The organism is Mycobacterium sp. 3519A (genome assembly GCF_900240945.1).
Taxonomy (GTDB): Bacteria; Actinomycetota; Actinomycetes; order Mycobacteriales; family Mycobacteriaceae; genus Mycobacterium.
Map to the genome: position 1 here is coordinate 747,664 of NZ_OESG01000014.1, position 20,556 is coordinate 768,219.

General features: G+C 67.4%; 19 protein-coding genes and 1 pseudogene. 9 read left to right on the plus strand and 11 right to left on the minus strand.

Going from position 1 to position 20,556, the window contains the following annotated elements:
* The 5 genes and pseudogenes from C1A30_RS24705 to dnaA all read right to left on the minus strand — a co-directional run bounded on the left by C1A30_RS24705 (position 1) and on the right by dnaA (position 5,888).
* Entirely contained in the window at positions 1–561 is a 561-nt protein-coding gene (locus tag C1A30_RS24705; RefSeq protein ID WP_101950964.1) for a DUF721 family protein, read from the minus strand.
* Complete coding sequence (gene recF, locus C1A30_RS24710) at positions 558–1,718, minus strand: DNA replication/repair protein RecF (RefSeq protein ID WP_101950965.1); 1,161 nt, start codon at positions 1,716–1,718, stop codon at positions 558–560. Before recF ends, C1A30_RS24705 begins: the two co-directional genes overlap by 4 nt.
* A pseudogene (gnd, locus tag C1A30_RS24715) lies at positions 1,719–2,624 on the minus strand (phosphogluconate dehydrogenase (NAD(+)-dependent, decarboxylating)); the annotation flags it as partial.
* A 19-nt stretch (positions 2,625–2,643) separates the two neighbouring features.
* Positions 2,644–3,843 carry a DNA polymerase III subunit beta gene (dnaN, locus tag C1A30_RS24720; protein ID WP_101950967.1) on the minus strand — a complete coding sequence of 400 codons (1,200 nt, stop codon included), beginning with the start codon at positions 3,841–3,843 and terminating at the stop codon, positions 2,644–2,646.
* 542 nt (positions 3,844–4,385) lie between these two features.
* Entirely contained in the window at positions 4,386–5,888 is a 1,503-nt protein-coding gene (gene dnaA / locus C1A30_RS24725) for a chromosomal replication initiator protein DnaA (RefSeq protein WP_101950968.1), read from the minus strand.
* A 570-nt stretch (positions 5,889–6,458) separates the two neighbouring features.
* On the opposite strand from dnaA, the gene rpmH reads away from it, so the two are divergent.
* The 9 genes from rpmH (at position 6,459) to C1A30_RS24770 (ending at position 12,688) form a co-directional block, all read left to right on the plus strand.
* Positions 6,459–6,602 (plus strand): 50S ribosomal protein L34, encoded by a 144-nt coding sequence (gene rpmH, locus C1A30_RS24730; RefSeq protein WP_003890928.1) that lies wholly within the window; start codon positions 6,459–6,461, stop codon positions 6,600–6,602.
* Between the two features lie 21 nt (positions 6,603–6,623).
* On the plus strand, positions 6,624–6,989 hold the full coding sequence (rnpA, locus tag C1A30_RS24735) for a ribonuclease P protein component (RefSeq protein WP_101950969.1): 366 nt from the start codon (positions 6,624–6,626) through the stop codon (positions 6,987–6,989).
* Entirely contained in the window at positions 6,986–7,279 is a 294-nt protein-coding gene (yidD, locus tag C1A30_RS24740; protein ID WP_101950970.1) for a membrane protein insertion efficiency factor YidD, read from the plus strand. Before rnpA ends, yidD begins: the two co-directional genes overlap by 4 nt.
* Before the next feature lie 43 nt (positions 7,280–7,322).
* Positions 7,323–8,318 (plus strand): membrane protein insertase YidC, encoded by a 996-nt coding sequence (gene yidC / locus C1A30_RS24745; protein ID WP_235010365.1) that lies wholly within the window; start codon positions 7,323–7,325, stop codon positions 8,316–8,318.
* Positions 8,319–8,353: 35 nt separating this feature from the next.
* Positions 8,354–8,908, plus strand: a complete 555-nt coding sequence (locus tag C1A30_RS24750) for a R3H domain-containing nucleic acid-binding protein (RefSeq protein ID WP_101950972.1) — start codon at positions 8,354–8,356, stop codon at positions 8,906–8,908.
* A 50-nt stretch (positions 8,909–8,958) separates the two neighbouring features.
* Positions 8,959–9,660 carry a 16S rRNA (guanine(527)-N(7))-methyltransferase RsmG gene (rsmG, locus tag C1A30_RS24755; RefSeq protein ID WP_200828418.1) on the plus strand — a complete coding sequence of 234 codons (702 nt, stop codon included), beginning with the start codon at positions 8,959–8,961 and terminating at the stop codon, positions 9,658–9,660.
* Entirely contained in the window at positions 9,657–10,634 is a 978-nt protein-coding gene (locus tag C1A30_RS24760; protein ID WP_101950973.1) for a ParA family protein, read from the plus strand. The genes rsmG and C1A30_RS24760 overlap by 4 nt, the downstream gene beginning before the upstream one ends.
* Before the next feature lie 31 nt (positions 10,635–10,665).
* Complete coding sequence (locus C1A30_RS24765; protein ID WP_101950974.1) at positions 10,666–11,652, plus strand: ParB/RepB/Spo0J family partition protein; 987 nt, start codon at positions 10,666–10,668, stop codon at positions 11,650–11,652.
* Between the two features lie 217 nt (positions 11,653–11,869).
* Positions 11,870–12,688 (plus strand): acetyltransferase, encoded by an 819-nt coding sequence (locus C1A30_RS24770; RefSeq protein WP_101950975.1) that lies wholly within the window; start codon positions 11,870–11,872, stop codon positions 12,686–12,688.
* 3 nt (positions 12,689–12,691) lie between these two features.
* Here C1A30_RS24770 and C1A30_RS24775 read toward each other — a convergent pair whose 3' ends face one another.
* The 6 genes from C1A30_RS24775 to murJ all read right to left on the minus strand — a co-directional run bounded on the left by C1A30_RS24775 (position 12,692) and on the right by murJ (position 20,527).
* Entirely contained in the window at positions 12,692–13,888 is a 1,197-nt protein-coding gene (locus tag C1A30_RS24775) for an N-acetylmuramoyl-L-alanine amidase (RefSeq protein WP_101950976.1), read from the minus strand.
* Between the two features lie 149 nt (positions 13,889–14,037).
* The gene (trxA, locus tag C1A30_RS24780) at positions 14,038–14,373 is read right to left on the minus strand and encodes a thioredoxin (protein WP_101950977.1); all 336 of its coding nucleotides are present in this window, start codon (positions 14,371–14,373) and stop codon (positions 14,038–14,040) included.
* Positions 14,370–15,350, minus strand: a complete 981-nt coding sequence (gene trxB, locus C1A30_RS24785) for a thioredoxin-disulfide reductase (RefSeq protein WP_101950978.1) — start codon at positions 15,348–15,350, stop codon at positions 14,370–14,372. The genes trxA and trxB overlap by 4 nt, the downstream gene beginning before the upstream one ends.
* 82 nt (positions 15,351–15,432) lie before the next feature.
* Entirely contained in the window at positions 15,433–16,194 is a 762-nt protein-coding gene (locus C1A30_RS24790; RefSeq protein WP_369974178.1) for a hypothetical protein, read from the minus strand.
* Between the two features lie 6 nt (positions 16,195–16,200).
* On the minus strand, positions 16,201–16,767 hold the full coding sequence (gene sigM / locus C1A30_RS24795) for an RNA polymerase sigma factor SigM (RefSeq protein WP_101950980.1): 567 nt from the start codon (positions 16,765–16,767) through the stop codon (positions 16,201–16,203).
* Positions 16,768–16,831: 64 nt separating this feature from the next.
* The gene (gene murJ, locus C1A30_RS24800) at positions 16,832–20,527 is read right to left on the minus strand and encodes a murein biosynthesis integral membrane protein MurJ (RefSeq protein ID WP_101952860.1); all 3,696 of its coding nucleotides are present in this window, start codon (positions 20,525–20,527) and stop codon (positions 16,832–16,834) included.
* Positions 20,528–20,556 lie beyond the last annotated feature (29 nt).

Consider the following 20,556-nt stretch of genomic DNA (forward strand, 5'->3'; position numbering starts at 1 on the left):
TCAGCCGTACGTGTCGCGGGGTCCACGGCCTGCGATGTGATACCGCCCCTTGCGCCACGACGGCGCTACCGGGCCGACGATTTTCAGCGACGTCACCACCCCGTCGCCCACGGCGGCGGCGATCTTGGCCAACAGTTGCGCCTGCACCATCCGGAGCTGCGTGGCCCACGCCGTCGATTCTGCCGAGACGGTCAGCACCCCGTCGGTCAGTGACGTCGGCGCGGCGTGCGCGGCGATCTGCTCGCCGACCAGACCCGGCCACCGCCCGAACACTGACCCCTCCGCGACCCGGCCCGACCACCCGCGACTGCGGGCCAGGTCGCTGGTCGCCGCACCCAACAGTTGCGGATCCCGAGAGTCCGGACCTGGCCCGGACCAGCGGCGCCGGCTGGTCCCTGCCACCCGGCGGCGGGCGGGCGACGTGCGCCCACGACCGACATCCTTGCCCTGGATGCGGGCCGCGCCGCGGGCCTCCTCGAGCGTTCGGCGCACCAGATCCATGCCCGCCAGGTTGGCTAGATGTGCGGGCGGCCCTGCGGCGGTGTCGTCGTCGGATGTCATGGCACCACCATCGATACTCGGCCGGAGTCGTCGTCGCGCATCGCGATCTCGACCCGGCGGGCGTCCCAGTCCGCGGGGATGTCCTCGTGCACTGCGGCGGTCACCAACACCTGCTCGGCGTTCGCGGCGACGTTGGCCAGCGCCTGTCGGCGCGCGTTGTCCAGTTCGGCGAACACGTCGTCGAGTAACAGCACCGGGTCGCCGCCCTCGGCGCGAAGCAGTTCGTAACCCGCCAGCCGCAGCGCCAACGCCATCGACCACGATTCCCCGTGGCTGGCAAAGCCTTTCGCGAGTTGATCGCCCAACCGCAGTTCCAGGTCGTCGCGGTGGGGGCCGACCAGGCAGACGCCGCGGTCGAGTTCGGCGTCGCGGCGCCGGGCCAGCGCTTCCAGCAGCGCGGCCTCGAACATCTCGGCGTTGTGGTTTCCGGCGGCGGCTTCGTTTTCGACGACCTCGACGGCGCTGCGGTACTGAATGGCCGCAGGCCGCGACGAGGGCGCCAGTAGTTGGTAGGCCTTCTCCACTTCGGGCGCCAGTTGGTTGACCAGTTCGACGCGCGCGGCGATGAGTTGCGCGCCGTGCGCAGCCAGATGTCCGTCCCACACGTCGAGGGTGTCCAGCACGCTGCGGTCGCCGCGGTGCCGCGCCGGGCCCGCGGTTTTGAGCAGCGCGGAGCGCTGCCGCAGCACCTTGTCGTAATCGGCGCGGATGCCCGCGATCCGCGGTCGCCTGGTGGTGGCCAATTCGTCGAGGTAGCGTCGGCGTTCACTCGGGTCGCCGCGCACCAGCGCCAGGTCCTCCGGCGCGAAGAGCACGGCCCGCAGCACACCGAGGATCTCGCGCGCGGAGCGCACGGGGGAGCGGTTCAACCGCGCCTTGTTCGCCCGGCCCGCGGTGATCTCCAGGTCGACAGCCAGTTCGCGGCCATCGTTGACGACAATGGTGGACACCACCGCGCGCTCGGCGCCGGCCCGGATCAGCGGCGCGTCCGACGCCACCCGGTGCGAACCGAGCGTCGACGAATACCACAGCGCCTCAACGAGATTCGTCTTGCCGAAGCCGTTGGGACCGACGAACACCGTGCGCCCAGGTGCCAGTTCCAGGTCGACCTTCGGCCAGGATCTGAAGTCTTGTAAGCCCAGACGACGGATGAACACCTAGCCGGACTCGCTGATCCTCTTGACGGCGTGGCCACCGAACTGGTTGCGCAGCGCCGACACGGCTTTCATCGCGGGCGACTCTTCCTGCCGGGACGCGAACCGCGCGAACAATGACGCCGCGATCACCGGCATGGGCACCCGGTGGTTGATCGCCTCTTCGACTGTCCACCGGCCTTCGCCCGAATCCTCGGTGTAGCCGCTGATCGCGTCGAATTCCGGGTCTTCCTTCAGCGCCTTGGCCAGCAGTTGCTGCAACCACGACCGCACCACCGTGCCGTTGGTCCAGGCCTGGATGACCGCCTGGGTGTCGGTGATCAAGTCTTCGGCGGCCAACAATTCGTAACCCTCGGCATAGGCCATCATCAGGCCGTACTCGATGCCGTTGTGCACCATTTTCGCGTAGTGTCCGGCGCCGACGGGCCCGGCATGGACGAATCCGTCTTCGCGTGGGCCGGCAGGACGCAAGGTGTCGAAGATCGGCATGGCCCGTTCCACGTCGGCCTTGCTGCCGCCCACCATCAGGCCGTAACCCTCTGTGAGGCCCCAGACGCCGCCGGAAACACCGGCGTCGATATAGGCGATTCCCTTGTCGCCCAACAACTTTGCGTGCGGACCATCCTCGGTGTAGCGGGAGTTGCCGCCGTCGATCACCATGTCGCCCGCACTGAGCTGATCGGCCAACGCCGCGATGGTTTCATGCGTCACCGGCCCTGAGGGCACCATCACCCAGACCACCCGGGGGGCGGTGAGTGCTTCGGCGAGCGCTGCGAGCGTCGGCACGTCGGTGACCTCGGGCCGCGGGTCGTATCCGACCACCTCGTGACCGCCTTGACGCAGGCGTTCCCGCATGTTGAAACCCATTTTGCCTAGGCCGACGAGACCCAATTGCATGTGCGCGCCTCTTTCGTGGCGATAGGGCCGGTCAGCCCGGAAGCCGCACCGGCATCAACAGGTAGACGTAGTCGGTTTGCGCGGCCGGGAACGGCCCACTTTCACCGACAGACCCATCATCCTCACCTGCCGGACGCAACACCGCAGGACGACTGGGGGTCGTGAAACCGAATGTCACGCGCTCCGAATGCAACGAACTCAAGCCGTCGGTCAGATACGTCGGGTTGAACGCGATGGTCAGCGGGTCACCCGAGAACGACACCGGAAGGTCTTCTTCGGCGCGGCCGACATCGTCGGCACCGGCCGACAACCGCAGCACGTCGTCGGCGAACTCCATCCGCACCTGCGCACCACGGTCGGCGACCAGTGCCACACGCTTGATGGCCTCGGTGAGTTCCGCGACACCGATGGTGGCGATCGCCGTGTGCTCGGCGGGCAACAGTTGACGGAATTTCGGGAACTCGGCGTCGAGCAAGCGCGTGGTGCTGCGCTTGCCTTCGCTTCGAATGCCCAGCAGGCCGTCCGCGCCGACCGCGGATCCCGATCCGAGCGACAAATGCACGTCGGTTCCGTCGGCACCGGCCTTGGCCGCCTCGGCCAACGTCTTGGCCGGGACCAGCACCGCCGCCTCGATGTCGGCCGACGTCGTCGACCATGTCAGCTCACGCACCGCGAGCCGGAACCGGTCGGTCGCGGCCAAAACCACCTTCTCGCCCGAGATCTCGACCCTGATGCCGGTCAGCATCGGCAGGGTGTCATCGCGTCCGGCTGCCACGGCGACCTGGCCGATGGCCTCGGCGAACAACTGCGACGAGATCACGCCGGTGTCTTCGGGCAGCGCGGGCAGCGCCGGGTAATCCTCGACCGCCATGGTGGGCAGCGAGAAGCGGGCGCTGCCGCAGGTCAGGGAGACGCGGGTGCCCTCGACGCTGACGTCGACCGGTTTGGCAGGCAACGCTCTGGTGATGTCGGACAACAACCGGCCGGACACCAAAACGCTTCCGGGAGAAGCTATTTCGGCTGCAACCTGGACTTCGGCCGAAACTTCATAGTCGAACCCGGAAATGGTGAGACCGTCATCGGTACCGGTGAGCAGGACGCCGGCCAGGACGGGGACCGTCGGTCGGGTGGGCAAATTCCTGGCAACCCAGGCCACGGCGTCGGCGAAGTCCTCGCGCACTAACCGGAATTTCAGATCGGTGAGACCAACGGTTGTCGTCGCCACGTTCATAGCGTCCCTTCGATACACACCACAACAAGGTCTTACCAGCGTTTTCCCGGTGTCTCGCGACGCGTCTCCCCGATGCGCTCCAACGACCGTAACGGCTGTCGATGAACCACCGTAGAGCTTTCCGGCTCAACTTGAAAGCTAATCGATCGGGCTGACATGGACGTTCGCAAAGCGGCGCGCCGACCGGTGAATCGTTGTGTCCCCAGGTGGCTTCTTCGAAGAACAATCTTTGGAGATATACGAGCAACAGTATTAGGGGTTGTGGACGTTGGGGATAACCCGGTGTCGGGCCAGCGTGGTGGGCGTGTCGTGGTGTGCGTCAGTTGTGGATGAATGCCGGGCAGCTGCGCAGGCAGTGTGGACTTCGGCGGCGTTGTGAACGAAACACCGGAAAATCCGAAGGTTGATCGCAGGTTGTGCACATGGGTATCCACACCGTGGCTGTGTGACAACTGATACCGGCGGTGCGCAAGTTTTTCGAAGATTTTTTGTGATGCGCTGTGTCCTCCGAGGGCTACCCGGAGTCAGGAACGATCGAAACGTCAGCGCTTGGAGCGCTGGCGGATTCGTGTCGTGAGCTCTTTGACGTGATCGAAGACCTCACGGCGCTCGGCCATTTCGCCGCGGATCTTCTTCTCCGCGTACATGACCGTGGTGTGGTCTCGGCCGAACGCCTGGCCGATCTTGGGCAACGACAAATCGGTGAGCTCGCGACACAGATACATGGCGATCTGTCGGGACTGCGCCAGCGCGCGGGTCTTACCCGGCCCGCGCAATTCCTCGACGCTGGTTTCGAAGTATTCGGCGGTGGCAGCCATGATCGTCGCGGTACTGATCTGCATGGTGCCCGCATCGGCGATCAGGTCGCGCAGCACGATCTCGGCCAGCGACTTGTCGATCGGCGTCTTGTTCAACGACGCGAACGCGGTGACCCGGATCAGCGCGCCCTCGAGTTCACGGATGTTGCGTTCGATGCTGCTGGCGATCAATTCGAGCACGTCGCCGGGCACGTCGAGACGGTCCATCTGCGCCTTCTTGCGCAGGATCGCGATCCGCGTTTCGAGCTCGGGCGGCTGAACGTCGGTGATCAGCCCCCATTCGAAACGGGTGCGCAACCGGTCCTCCAGGGTGGCCAGCTGTTTGGGCGGCCGGTCGGAGGAGATGACGATCTGCTTGTTGGCGTTGTGCAGCGTGTTGAAGGTGTGGAAGAACTCCTCCTGGATGCCTTCCTTGCCTTCGATGAACTGGATGTCGTCGACCAACAACACGTCGATGTCGCGGTAGCTGCGTTTGAACGAGGCCTTGCGGTCGTCACGGAGCGAGTTAATGAAGTCGTTGGTGAATTCCTCGGTGGAGACGTACTTGACGCGCATGCCGGGGAACAGCCGCTGGGCGTAGTTGCCGGCCGCGTGCAACAGGTGCGTCTTGCCGAGCCCGGACTCACCCCAGATGAACAACGGGTTGTAGGCCCTGGCGGGCGCCTCAGCAATCGCCAGCGTCGCGGCGTGAGCGAACCGATTCGAGGCGCCGATGACGAACGTGTCGAAGGTGTAGCGACGGTTCAGGTTGACCGCGGTCGGCTCGCCGGCGGGGGCGCCCTGCGGGCGGTGGGAGAAGTACGAGGGCCAGCTCTCCTCGGCGCTGGCCAGCGCTTCGGAGTCTTCGTCGACTTCGTCGGGATCGGTGCCGAGCGGCACAGAGGTGAAGCCGTTGACGGGCTCGTCGGGTTCGGTTGGGGTCGGGGCTGCGATGCGCACACCTAGTTCGACGCGCTGGCCGAGCTGACGGCTCAATGCAGAAATGATGGGTTCGCGCAGGTGTCGTTCGATCTCGTTCTGCACAAACGAGGTCGGCACCGACAACAAGGCAAACCCCTCCGCGATGACAAGGGGTTGGACCAGCTTCAACCAGGCCCTTTGCTGCGGGGTGAGAGTGGGGAGTGCCGAGTCGCCGTTGTGGCCTTCGCCGTTGTGGCCTTCGCCGTTGAGTTCGGCAACCACGTTGTTCCATACGGCGACGAAGGGTGGATCGGGGTCAGTTGTCAATGACCACAACCCCCTCGAGGCCGATCCGGAGACGACCAAAGGAACGATGACGAACTGTCCACATAGTTATCCACAGCCTGTGGAGACAGGACAGCCATCTCGCTCTGTTGTCTACCGGCGTGGACGCCGCGGGCCGGGGCTCATCACAGTGATGGTGCGCTCTGTGGGCTCGCGACTGGTCGGCATCCCCGCTTCGTTGTCTGTCGCCGTTTCGTTATCGAAGCGGCATTCGCAGAAGCTAACAGTTTTCTCTTCGGGTGCCAACCGTTCTGCAACATTGGACGGATGCATATTTTTGCTCACCGAGGGGGCGTGACGGCTGTGGCGAATGTAAAGCGTCGGGCCGCGACGGGTGGTCGCTCGGACCAGGTTTGACCCAGCGAAATCTCGTCAGTACCCTCGAACAGTCGCCCGAACGTCGGCGATACGGCTGCGACCCGGATTCGTCTGGAGACCGCGCCGGTTAGCAAGCGAGACGGACGAGCTTACCAACGGCAATCGCGTCCCCACCGGTACGACGTGTTATCGGCATGGGTTGCGGATGCCAGACGCAACGAGGAGTGAACAGCCGTGGCCAAGGGCAAGCGGACCTTCCAGCCCAACAACCGCCGTCGCGCGCGGGTGCACGGGTTTCGGCTGCGGATGCGCACCCGCGCCGGCCGGGCGATCGTGGCGAACCGGCGTTCCAAGGGGCGCCGCAAGCTGACTGCGTGATTAGACGCAGGGTTTAGCGCGGTGCTTCCGGCTCGGTACCGGATGACGCGGTCTACCGAATTCGGCGCCACTGTCAGTCAAGGGGTACGGGCGGTGCAGCCCGATCTCGTCGTGCACGCATTGCGCGCCGAGGACGGCGGTGTCGACAACGGGCCGCGGATCGGTTTGGTTGTCTCCAAAGCCGTCGGCAGCGCGGTGCAACGACACCGGGTGTCCCGGCGCCTGCGGCATGTCGCCAAAACGTTCCTCGACGAACTGGACCCGGCGGACCGCATCGTGATCCGCGCGCTGCCAAGTAGCCGCAACGCCATCTCCGCGCGACTGGAGCAGGAACTGCGAACGGCGTTGCGCCGCACCCGCCCGCGCCGTGAGGCAGCGGACCGATGAATCCCGTCGTTCGCGGCCTGATCTTCCTCATCGAGTTGTACCGCCACACGATCTCGCCGATGCGGCTGCCGACGTGTCGGTTCAGCCCGACCTGCAGCCAGTACGCGGTGGAGGCGCTCACCGAACACGGGTTGATTCGGGGCGGGTGGCTGGCGGTGGTGCGGCTGTTGAAATGCGGCCCGTGGCATCGGGGAGGATGGGACCCGGTACCCGAGCGTCGCCGTAGCCCGCGCCGGGACAGTGTGGGTGCACAATCCGGCGCCGAAGTGGAAAGCGAGACTCGTGTTTAACTGGTTCAGCCTGGACTTCATCTACTGGCCGGTGTCGGCAATCATGTGGGTTTGGTACAAGGCGTTCGCTTTCGTGCTTGGTCCGTCGAACTTCTTCGCGTGGGCGCTGGCGGTGATGTTCCTCGTCTTCACGTTGCGCGCAATCCTGTACAAGCCGTTCGTCCGGCAGATCCGCACCACGCGGCAGATGCAGGAGTTGCAGCCACAGATCAAGGCGCTGCAGAAGAAGTACGGCAAGGACCGCCAACGCATGGCGCTGGAGATGCAGAAGCTGCAGCGCGAGCACGGCTTCAATCCGTTGATGGGATGCCTGCCGATCCTGGCGCAGGTGCCGGTGTTCCTCGGGCTGTATCACGTGCTGCGGTCGTTCAACCGGACCGGCGGGATGATGGGCTTCGGGCACCTGAATCTGTCGGTGGAGCAGAACCGGTCGATCGGCAACTACATCTTCAGCCCGACGGACGTCGCGCACTTCTTGGACGCCAATCTGTTCGGCGCGCCGATCGGCGCGTACATGACGCAGACCACCGGTCTGGACGCGTTCACCGAATTCAGTCGGGGAGCGGTGATCGCCGTCGGACTGCCGCTGATGATCTGTGCGGGCGTGGCGACGTACTTCAACAGCCGGGCGTCGGTGGCGCGGCAGAGCCCTGAGGCCGCGGCGAACCCGCAGACCGCGATGATGAACAAGCTGGCGCTGTACGTGTTTCCGTTCGGCGTCGTCGCGGGCGGACCGTTCCTGCCGCTGGCGATCATCCTGTACTGGTTCGCGAACAACATCTGGACCTTCGGCCAGCAGCACTACGTGTTCGGCATGATCGCCAAGGAGGAAGAGGCGAAGAAGGTCGAGGCGCAGGAGCGGCGGGCGGCGAACGCCCCAAAGCCGGGTGCGAAACCACAGCGTAAGGCGCAAGCCGAGGCAACCGAGATCGCCGCGAGCGAGGGCGTCGAGAGCGACGCGGTGCAGGACGCCGACAGCGCGCCCCAGCCGGGTGCGGCGCCGCGCCCAGGCGCCCGGCCGAAGAAACGTAAGCGTTGACCGGAGCAGTTTCCGGTGGAGAGGGAGAGGCAGGCATGACAGACGCCGAGACGACGGAACGCAGCGACGAGCTGGCGGACGAGGACAACGGGACGGAAAGCACATCCGGGACGATCGACGACGATCTGGAAGAGCGACTGGTTGCCGAAGGGGAGATCGCCGGCGACTATCTCGAGGAGTTGTTGGACCTGTTGGATTTCGACGGGGACATCGACCTGGACGTCGAGGGTGACCGCGCTGTGGTGAGCATCGACGGCGGCAGCGATCTGAACAAGTTGGTCGGCCGCAAGGGCGAGGTGCTCGACGCGCTGCAGGAGTTGACCCGGTTGGCGGTGCACCAGAAGACCGGTGAGCGCAGCCGGCTGATGCTGGACATCGCGCGGTGGCGCCGGCGTCGTCGGGACGAGCTGGCCGCCCTTGGCGAGAAGGTGGCCCGCCGGGTGCTGGAGTCGGGAGAGCGCGAGGAGCTGAGCCCGATGACTCCGTTCGAGCGCAAGATCGTGCACGACGCGGTCGCCGCGGTCGACGGCGTGCACAGCGAGAGCGAGGGTGTCGAGCCGTCGCGTCGCGTGGTCGTCCTGCTCGACTGAGTTACATCCATGTAGTTCTCGCCGCGCTGCCGGCCCGCTCGATCCGGAGGATGTTTCACGTGAAACATGCGGAGGTGTCCGCGGCGCCGGCAGCGGCCACGGTCCTCTTCGGATCTGAGGCGGAGCGCGCGAACCGATACGCGGAGATTCTGGCCGGCGCTGGCGTCGAGCGTGGCCTGCTGGGCCCGAGGGAAGTCGGCCGGATCTGGGACCGCCACATATTGAACAGCGCCGCCGTCAACGAGCTGCTCGGTCCCGACGAGCGCGTCGCGGACATCGGTAGTGGTGCGGGGCTGCCCGGGATACCGTTGGCGTTGGCCCGACCGGATCTTCGGCTCACGCTCATCGAACCACTCCTTCGCCGCAGCGAGTTCCTGCGCGAGGTGGTCGAGGACCTTGGCTTGAAGATCACGATCATCCGGGGGCGGGCCGAGGACAAGGCCGTGCGGCAAGAAGCGGGGGAGATGGACGCAGTGGTCTCCAGGGCGGTGGCGCCATTGGACAAACTGACGAGATGGAGCGTGCCGCTGTTGCGCGCGGAGGGCCGGATGATCGCCATCAAAGGCGACCGTGCAGAGCAAGAGATTCAACAGCACCGGCGTGTGATGGCATCGCTCGGTGCGGTCGATGTAAGGGTGATGAGATGTGGCGCGGACTACTTGGATCCACCCGTGACCGCGGTCGTGGCGCGGCGCGATCCACCGGATCGGACGGCCAGACGATCGTCGCGGTCGGGCAGGAGGAAGGGATGAGTCCGGTTGCTGACGGCGCACACTCGCCGCGTGAGGAGCAGCAGCCACCCGCCGATGTTTCACGTGAAACATGGGATGCGGCGCCACAGGAGTCGTGGACCGACCCGGCCGTGTTGGACACCCCGATCGGCGCGGAGGCCGAACGCGCGGTCAAGCTGTTGCACGCCGCGGCCAAGGGCGGGCTGCCCCGCCCGGCGCATCAGCGAGTGTTCACCATCGCCAACCAGAAGGGTGGGGTCGGCAAGACGACGACCGCGGTGAACGTCGCCGCGGCGCTCGCGCTGCAGGGGCTGAACGTGTTGGTGATCGACCTCGACCCGCAGGGCAACGCCAGCACCGCGCTGGGGATCGAGCACCGCGAAGGGACACCGTCGTCGTACGAGGTGTTGATCGGGGAGATCTCACTGGAGGCCGCGCTGCAACGCAGCCCGCACAGCGAGCGGTTGTACTGCGTGCCGGCGACCATCGACCTCGCGGGCGCAGAGATCGAATTGGTCAGCATGGTCGCCCGGGAGGGCCGACTCCGCACCGCGCTGGCCGGACTGCAGAACCACGACTTCGACTACGTGTTCATCGACTGCCCCCCGTCGCTGGGCCTGCTGACCATCAACGCGCTTGTGGCGGCGCCGGAGGTGCTGATCCCGATCCAGTGCGAGTACTACGCACTGGAAGGTGTGGGACAGCTGCTCCGCAACATCGAGATGGTGAAGGCGCACCTGAATCCCGCGCTCAATGTCACCACCGTCATCCTGACGATGTACGACGGCCGGACCAAGCTCGCCGACCAGGTCGCCGCCGACGTCCGCGCGCACTTCGGTGACAAGGTGTTGCGCACCGTGATCCCGCGCAGCGTCAAGGTGTCCGAGGCGCCGGGATATGGGATGACGATCCTCGACTACGACCCCGGATCTCGCGGTGCGATGAGCTATCTCGACGCCAGCCGCGAACTCGCCGAGCGGGCCATGCCCCGATGATTCGTTTCGTGTGAAAGAGGAGATTGCACCGATGACTCAACCGGCACGTAAGCGAAGCGGTCTCGGCCGGGGACTGGCCTCCCTGATTCCGACCGGGCCAGCCGACGGCGACCCGTCGTCGTTGGGCCCGCGGATGGGCGACGCCGCGGCCGACGTGGTGATCGGCGGACCGTCGGCCGCGGGCCCCAACGGCGCACCGGTCGGTGACGTCGGGGCGGTGTACCGCGAGATCGACCCGTCGGCCATCGACCCGAACCCGCGCCAGCCGCGGCAGGTGTTCGACGAGGAGGCGCTCGCCGAACTGGTGCACTCGATCCGCGAGTTCGGTCTCATGCAGCCGATCGTGGTCCGCGCCGTACCGGGATCGCCGCGCTACCAGTTGGTGATGGGGGAGCGGCGCTGGCGCGCCGCGCAGGAGGCCGGCCTGGCGACCATCCCGGCGATCGTCCGCGAAACCGGCGACGACAGCATGCTGCGCGACGCCCTGCTGGAGAACATCCACCGCGTCCAGCTCAACCCGTTGGAGGAGGCGGCGGCCTATCAGCAGCTGCTCGACGAGTTCGGCGTCACCCACGACGAACTCGCCGCCCGCATCGGCCGGTCCCGCCCGCTGATCTCCAACATGATCCGGCTGCTGCGGCTGCCCATCGCGGTGCAGCGGCGGGTGGCCGCCGGCGTGCTTTCTGCCGGACACGCCCGCGCGCTGTTGTCGCTCGAAGGCGGGCCGGAGCAGCAGGAGGAACTGGCGGCGCGGATCGTCGCCGAGGGGTTGTCGGTGCGTGCGACCGAGGAAGCGGTCACGCTGGCGAACCGCGAGGCCGCGCCCACGCCGACCGCGCCGCGCCGCAAGCCGATTCAGATGCCCGGCCTGCAGGACGTTGCCGAGAAGCTGTCGACGGCGTTCGATACCCGTGTCACAGTCAGTCTTGGCAAACGCAAGGGCAAGATCGTCGTCGAGTTCGGCTCCGTCGAGGATTTGCAGCGGATTGTCGACTTGATGAACTCGACCACCCGCTGACCCATCACACGGCGTAATTACGTCACTGTGACACTGACCGCGGCGGCCGCTGGCCGGATCGCCGCTCCCGAAGGAAAAGTCATGTGCAACAACGCGATTCGAGCCGAGGGCGCCGACCGGTGAACGAACCTGGCGAAAAGAGGCCGCCGACGCCGCGGGCTTCTATCCTGGAGTGGCAGCCGTGCAAGTCAGCACCGCGTAGAACTCGGGGAGTTTAGTGGCAGCGCGAATCACGCCTCTGCGGCTCGAAGCGTTCGAGCAGCTGCCCAAGCACGCACGCCGATGCGTGTACTGGGAGGTGGATCCGTCCACCCTGAGGCGAAACGTCGCCGACCACTCGGCTCCGGGGCGAAACGTCGCCGACCAATCGGCTCCGGCGGCCGACGACCACCTCAGCGACCCCGAGTTCGAGAAGGAAGCGTGGCTGTCGATGGTCATGCTGGAGTGGGGGTCATGCGGTCAGTTGGCCGTGCACTGCCGCGACAGCGAGGTCGACGACCCCGACCACGACATGCCGCTGCCGCCCGAGGACAGCCCGTGCCTTGGCTACGCGTTCTACGCGCCGCCGCGCGCGGTGCCGCGGGCACGTCGATTCCCGACCGGTCCGGTCAGTGCCGACGCGGTACTGCTCACCTCGCTGGGGGTCGAATCCGGTCAGGACACCGACGGCTTGTCGCGTCACCTGATCGCCTCGGTGGTGGGGGATCTGGTTCGCCGCGGCGTGCGCGCCCTCGAGGCGTTCGGGCACACCGCCGAAGTGGCCGAACTGTCGGATCCCCGCGCGGTGTCACCGGAGTTGCGCCCCGTCGTCGAGGTGCTCGGCGACTGCTCGGTGGAGCAGTGCGTGCTGGAGGCCGATCTGCTGCAGGACGCGGGTTTCGTCGTCGTCAGCCATCACCGCTACTTCCCGCGGTTGCGGCTCGAACTCGAGCAGGGGCTGGGCTGGAAGGCCGACGTCGAGGCGGCGCTGGAGCGGCTGCTGGAGTCTGCGCAGTTGCAGCAGCCCGTCGGTGCGGGTGCCGGACCCTGCGTTTAGGACTCAGCTGGGGCTGACGCGGCCCGCCTGCTCGACCGACAATTCGTGGGCCAGCAGTTCGGCGAACGTGAAAGTGCCTGTGGGACGGTCATTCTTGCCGAGCAGATACAGCCGCTTGACCGCGGCGAGGATGCCTTCGGCGAGTGCGTCGCGGGCCTGCGCCTGTACCAGCATGGCGCGGTCGCGTGGGTTCGTGATGTAGCCGACGTCCACCTGCACGGTGGGCATCCGGGTCAGCCGCAGCAGATCCCAGGTCCGGCCGTGGGTGCGGCAGTCGCGTAATCCGGTGCGCGCCACCACTTCTCGCTGAATGAAGTCGGCAAGCATCCGGCCGATCGTGGACACCGAGCCGTGCGAATTACCGAAATGGAAAGACGCGACGCCGTTGGCATTCGGGCTCGGCTGGGTGGCGCAACGCAGGCTGATCATCAGATCAGCACCGACGGTGTTGGCCGTCGCCGCCCGCTCCACGTCGGAGGGTGCGCGGTTCACCGGACGCGACAGGAAGGTCTCCATGCCGATGGCGGTCATCCGGCCCTCGAGCCGGCTTGCCAAGTCCCACAGGATGTCTGCTTCGCTGATCGGGCCGGCCGGGCCGCTCATGATCAGGCCGTGGTCGTTCCCGCCGCGGCCCGGGTCGATGATGATGCGCTTACCGGACAGCCGCGGTCCTGAGCGGCGGACAAGCTCTTCCTCGCGGATCGCGTGCGGCGAGCCACCGGTGACGCGTGAACCCAGAAAGTACAAGGAGCGCAACGTCTCTGGGCCGCAGATCCCGTCGGGGTAGAGGCCGTATTCGCGCTGATACGACATCAGCGCGTTGTGGGTCTGCAGGCCGAAGTGCCCGTCGACCAGACCCGTGTAGAAGCCGAGGTCCTGCAACCGGGCCTGCAAGGTCGCCACGTCGTCGCCGTACATCGGCGCGCCGAACTGATGATTGAGCGTGCGGGCGCCCAACCGGTACGAAGCTTCTTTCAGCGCACGGAAAGTCGCTTCGCCGACGATGCCGTCGACGAGCAGTCCGCGATGTTGTTGGAAGGCGCGCACGGCGTGGTCGAGGTCGTCGTCGAACAGATCCAGCGCGACATGTCTACCGGTGGTCAAATCCTCATCGGGGTTTTCGAGCATGCCCAACGCTGCTAGTGCTGCCCGGATCTCGGTGACCGCACCCCCGCGGTCACCGTGACGCAGACTCGACATACTCGACCCTTCCCCGACCGGCTCACCAGCAGTCGGACTGTCAGGCCAAAAGGCGCTGACGACGCAAAGACTGGCTACGCAGCATTGTCGCAGACGGTTCCCCGTTTGGAGAAAACCCCAGGCGGGTGTCAGGTCCGCGATTGGCCCCGTTAGACCACGTCAGCGAGCTCGCGCAGCAGCGCGGCCTTGCCTTTCGCGCCGACGATGCGCTTCACCGCGGCGCCGTCCTTGAACAGGATCATCGTCGGGATCGAGACCACCTGGAAGTCGCGGGCGGTGGCGGGATTGGCGTCGACGTCGATCTTGGCCACCTTGAGCGCACCAGCCTTCTCGTTCGCGATCTCCTCGAGCACCGGAGCGACCATCTTGCACGGTCCGCACCAGGTGGCCCAGAAGTCGACGAGCACAGGCGTGCTGCTGGTCAGCACGTCATCGGAGAACGAGTCGTCGGTTACGGCGACGGTGGCGGACGTCTTCTCGGTCATATTGGGGCTCCAATCAGATCAGTGTTGTCATCGGTTGTGGCAGAACCGTTTTCGGCGAGCCAACGCTCGGCGTCGATGGCCGCCGAACAGCCGGTGCCCGCGGCGGTGATGGCTTGGCGGTAGGTGTGGTCGACGAGGTCGCCCGCGGCGAATACCCCGTCCACCGAGGTGCTGGTGGTGCGACCCTTGGTGAGGACATAGCCCTCCGCGTCGAGGTCGACTTGCCCGCGCACCAACTCCGAGCGGGGATCGTGACCGATCGCGACGAACACGCCGGTGACGGCGAGCTTGGACTCTTCGCCGGTGACCGTGTTGCGCAGCCGCACCCCTGACACCTTCGGGTCGCCCTCGACCTCGGTGACCGCGGTGTTGGTGAGGAAGCGGATCTTCTCGTTGGCCTTGGCGCGTTCCAGCATGATCTTGGAGGCGCGGAACTCCTCGCGGCGGTGGATCAGCGTGACGCTGCGGGCGAACCGGGTCAGGAAGGTGGCTTCCTCCATCGCCGAGTCGCCGCCGCCGACCACCGCGATGTCCTGGTCTCTAAAGAAGAAGCCGTCGCAGGTGGCGCAGGTGCTGACACCCAGGCCGATGAGCGCCTCTTCGCCGGTCACGCCGAGGTGCCGGGCAGCGGCACCCATCGCGAGAATCACGGCGCGCGCGTAGTGGGTCTCGTCACCGACGGTGACCGATTTGACCGGCCCGTTCAGCGACACCGCGTCGACGTCTTCCATCCGCAGGTCCGCCCCGAAGCGCAGCGCCTGCTCGCGCATCTCGTCCATCAGCTCCGGTCCGGTGATGCCGTCGCGGAAGCCGGGGTAGTTCTCCACCTCGGTGGTGGTCATCAGCGCACCGCCGAACTGGGTGCCTTCGAACACCAGCGGTTTGAGTTGGGCGCGGGCCGCGTAGATGGCCGCCGTGTAACCGGCCGGGCCCGAGCCGATGATGATCACGTCATGGACGGTGGATGAGGAGGTCATGCGAACCTTTCTGCCGTATCACGTCGGCACGGATACAAACACCAGCGTATGCCCCGGTGTTCCCCGCGGCTCGCAGGACAGATTACGGCCGCGCGAGCAGGGTGTTGGCCAGCAACCCGGTGTGCCCGGCGGTGCAATCGGGCGCGACGACCAGCGCCAGCACCTTGCCGGGCGAATCGGCAGGCAGCAGCATCAAAATCCCCGGTCGGCCGTCCATGTCGACGGGCCGCGCGCCGAGCACCGGGGTGGTGGCGGCGTAGCCGAGTCCGGACAGACAAGCCGCCCGCCTGCCGGGGTCGGCGAGCGGCCCCCAATCCGGGGCCTGGGTCAGCAGCGCGGTGATCTGCGGGCTGGGCAGCGGCAGTTCGGTGGCAGGCCGCGACACCGTGATGCGTTCAGCGGTCGGCCCCGTCGACCATGTCGGTGCCTGCGGGCGCGACAACATCAGCGCGCCGACGACGACGCCGACGAGCGCCGCGCCGACCCCGGCCACCAGCGCGACGAGCTGCCACCGCGGCGCCTGCCGGGCCGAATGGGCCGGGGCGTGACCCTGTGTGCGCAGCGCGGCGCCGATGCGGGCCGTCACCGCCGCGGGCACCTCGGGCGCCGAGGCGTCGTCGCGGCCCAGGTCGGGGAGGTCGGTGCGAACCTGGTCGAGGGAGGCCAGCAGGGCGGCGGCGTCGGGGTCGTCGCGGACCCGCCTGCGCAGCTCGGCGGCGGTGTCGTCATCGAGGAGGCCGGCCTGCAGGTCGGCCAGCAACTGGAGACTGAGCGGCGCCTGCTCGTCGTCCATCGCTGCCCCCGCCGGTTGTGTCCCGCCCTGACGCAAGCCAGTCTCCACCACGCACGGTTAGACGGTGGCGCGGCCGTCCCGGTTCCGTAGGTAAGCGAGCGTCTCGGCCAGCTTCGCCCTGCCCCGCGAGCATCGGCTCTTCACGGTGCCTTCGGCGATGCCGAGCATGCGTGCGGTTTCGGCCACCGAGTAGCCCTGCATGTCGACCGCGACGACTGCGGCGCGCTGCTCAACGGGCAACCGCATCAGCGCTCGCTCGATCACGATCGTGGTGTCCACCCGCGGTGTCGGGTCCCCGATGTGGCAGGCGTCGGTGTCCAACGTCGTAGCGGCGTGAGTCCTGTTGCGGCGCAACCGGTCCAGGCATGCGTTCAGCACGATGCGGTACAACCAGCTGCCGACGGAGGAATCGTTCCGGAAGGACGGCGCGTTGCGGTGTGCCTTGAGCATCGCGTCCTGCAGCGCGTCGGCGGCGTCCTCGGGATCCCGGCTGGTCATCTGCGCCAGCCGGTACAACTGGCGGTGGTGCCGGTAGAACAGTTCCTCGAACGCGTAGCGGTCACCGGCGATATGCGCCGCCAGCAGTTCCTTGTCCGACCGGTCGATTCCCCCGACACTCCCCACAGCCGAACACTAAACGGCGCCGGAGGTCGCTCCCGACACAAGTTTGGTGGGCTGGGGATGAACGCTAGGACGCGGCTTTGAGCGTGATCTCGGCGATGTCCGAGCGACTCTTGCCGTCGACCTGGCCCAGTGTCGACACCCAGACCAACACGTTGGAGGTCGGTGTCGGGTTGTCCACCTTGATCGTGTTCGACCCCGGCTTGAGCGTGGTGGCTCCCACGAGCACCGTGGTGTCGTCCAGCGATGCGGGGGTGGGTGTCTGGGACGCGCGGATCTGCACCGCGGTGCCGGTGCTGTCCAGGTCGATGGTGACCTCGCCGAGCTTGGTGGGCTGCGGCAGTTGCAGCATCAATCCGACACCGTTCTTGAAGTTCGGGAACGGGACCGGGTCGGTGTAGGTGTCGATCGGCCATGCCGTCGCCGGGTTACCGTCGATGGCCTTACCGGCCTCATCGGGTGCATCGGCCTCACCCTCCGGCGAAAACACCGTCACCCGAACGGGTTTCACGACGCTACCGGTGGAGGCGCCGCCGTTGGCTTGCGCCGAGGTGGTCGGCGCGTTCAGGCCCAGTTGGTCGCCGCCGAGGCCGCCGCCGACGTCGCCGAATATCCGGCTCAACACCGACGCGAGCACCACCAACGCGACCACGATGATGGCGCCGCCGACCCCCAACCCGATCAGCAGTCCCTTGCGCCGTCGCCGCGCGGACTCCGGGTCGTCGGCGGGGGCGCCGCGATACCGGGCCGGTGGTGCGGCGGTGGGCTCGTCGACCGGTTCGATCAGTTCGGTGCGGTCGGCGACGGCGGTGGCCTGCTGAAGGAGGTTCAACAGGGTCGGCGCGCTGCGGATGCCGCCGCCTTCCTGCACCGCGCGCGCCGCCGCCGCGGAGATCTGGAACGGGATGTCGCGGTCGACCGCGCGCGGTTCGACGGGTTGGCCCGCGGCGTCGACGTCCGCATTGGCCAATCCGCTGCGGACCCCGGACTCGGCCAGCGGCCAGCGGTTCACCAGCAGCGCGTAGAGCGCGGCGCCGATGCCGCGGATGTCGTCCTCGGGAGTCGCGTCGGGCAGCGTCGCGGGGAAGGCCAGCGCCACATCGCCCTCGATGCTGACCCGGATCCGGCTGGGATGGTCGATCGACAGCGCGACACCGGACCGGTGTGCGGCCTCGGCCGCGGCGGCCAGCGACTGGATCGCCCGCGCCCCGCCGATCGGTGACGGCGACGTCTCGGCGACCTCGGCCAGCGACCCGCCGCGGATCCACTCGGACACCACCAGACCGCCGGACCCGGTGCTCGTGACGTCGAGCACCCGCGCGACGCCCGGCATGTCCAGACGGCTCAGCTTCATCGTCCGCGACAGGATCTCCTGCAACTGGTCGTCGGGCAGCGTGGCATCGGGGTCGACGAACGTCAGTGCCACCTGCCGGTCCAGCGCCGTGTCCAGCGCCTGCCAGAACTGCAGGTTCGGCGGGCCGCCGTGGAACACCAACAGCCGGTACCGACCGCCGGCGATGGACGCGCCGGGGATCAGGTGGACGTCCTCGTCGGAGGTCGCGGATTCGATCGCGGGCTCCCGCGGGGGAGCGAACGACATGGCCTCGCGGGTGGGATCGCCGCCGTAGTCGGCGGGTGGGCGACCGGACATCGGCATCGGCGCCGTGCCGTTCGCCTCGGCTGTCTCGTGCGCGGGGGTCTCGGCGGGTTCGGCGGGCACGTCCGGCGCGAAGTCCTCAGCGGGCGCCGAATCCGGGGCCGGCGGGCGCGGGATCTTCGTCGTGGCGGTGCCGTCAGTACCGGGGGCGGCGCCGGTCGCTTGGTCGTCGGTCACCGCGGGTCCCTTCCTGAGCCAGTCACCGGCAACGTTGGCCGGGGGTTCGCGCCGGGCCGCCGCCGGGAACTGACGATGGCGTGACGCGAACGAATTCCTCTGATCAGCGTACGTGAGGGGGCCACCTGGGCGTGGCCGGTCGGGCGGGGCCACCTGCGGTGCGGCTACCCCGCCCTGACCGCCAGGCGCGGGTCCGCCGCCCCTGCCGAGGCGGCGCCGAACGGCCGCCAGCGCGGCCTGTGCGTCGGGCACCCGGGCGGCCAACATCACGCCGACGATGATCGGCACCATGATCACGCCGAGCACCGTCAACCGCAGCAGCGATCCGCCGCCGCCCCAGTTGCGGGTCAGCGATTCGAGCCCGAGAAGCTGATCGACGATGTGCGCGATCAGGCCGGCGACCAACGATGCGGTGATCGTGACGAGGATGGTCCGCACCACCGCGAGGCTGATCAGTCTGCCGCCGGGCGCGTGCAGGCTGGCGCGCAACAGGAAGTAGCCGACCGTGGCACCGGCCAGGAAGCCAAGCCCGTTGGCCAGGCCCAGATAGCCGGCCACCAGTTCGCGGTCGTCGGTCAGGTGGGGGGCCAGCAGCGAGGCCACGATCTTCACCGTGGTGATCACGACGATCAAGATGATCGGTGTCCACGGTTGCTCACGGGCGTAGAACACCCGAAGCGCAAGCAGCACAAGGGCATACGGAATCAGCGTGAACGCGCTCAAGGTGATCGCCATGCCGAGATAGCCGGCGTCGGTCTCACCGAAGTTGCCGTAGGCGAACAACGCGGTGCCGATCGCGGGTCCGCCGACAGTCATGATCGCGACAATCGGGATCAGGGTCACCATGGTGAGCCGGGTGGCCAGCGACAGATCGGCGAGCACCGCGGGGATGTCGTCGGCGGCGGCGTTACGGCTCAACCGGGGCATCACCACCGTCAGCACGGTCACGCCGATCATGCCGAACGGCAGCATCAGCACCAGCCAGGTGTAGTTGTAGATGGCCGGGCCGGAAGCCGCCGCCTCACTGGCGATCTGGTTGCCGACGATCAAGCCGATCTGGCTGATCAGCACGTACAGCACCATGGCCGAGGCCATGGTGCCGAACTTCTTCAGCCGCGCGTCGATGCCCCACAGCGGGCGCAGGCTGATGCGTTCCTGTCGAATGGCGACCAACAGCACGGCCGTCTGCGCGAACACCCCGAGCGTCGTACCGATCCCGAGCACCAGCAGTTTGGCGTTGCCCATCTCGACGGGATCCAGCGAAAGTTCGCCGGGCACAAGGACGTACAGGCCCAGCGTGGCGATTGCCACGACGTTGTTGACCACCGGCGCCCACGCGGGCGGCCCAAACACGTTGCGGGTGTTCAGGATCGCCATGAACACCGACGACAACCCGTAGAACAGCACCTGCGGCAGCAGCAGATAGGCGAACGCCGTCGTCAGCGACCGGTTGACTTGAGGGTCGCTGCCCAGCATCAGCCGGACCAGCAGGGGAGCGGCGGCCACCGAGAGCACGGTGACGACCACCAGCAGCGCGGTGGCCAGCGTGACGAGTCGCCTGACAAAGGCGGTGCCGCCGTCGGGGTCGTCGCGCTCGGCGCGCGCCAGCACGGGAACGAAGATGGCCGTGAACGTCGCCTCGAGCACCAGCGCGGCGATCAGGTTGGGCAGCTGATTGGCCACCGAGAAGGCCGACGACAGCGCCGCACCGAGGATCGCGGCCAACAGCACGATGCGGGTGAAGCCGGTGATCCGGCTGACCAGCGTCGCGAACGCCATGCCCCACGACCGGGACACCACCGCGGCGTCGGACAGCTCAGGGCGGCCTGCCCGCCGTCGCGGGGCGGGCCCGCGCGGCAACCGCTGCGGTGGCGGCCTGCGCGGCGGCGGGTAGGCAGGGGCCCGCGGCGGGGAGTGCCGCGGCGGCACCTTGTTGAACGGGGGGGGCTGCGGCGGGC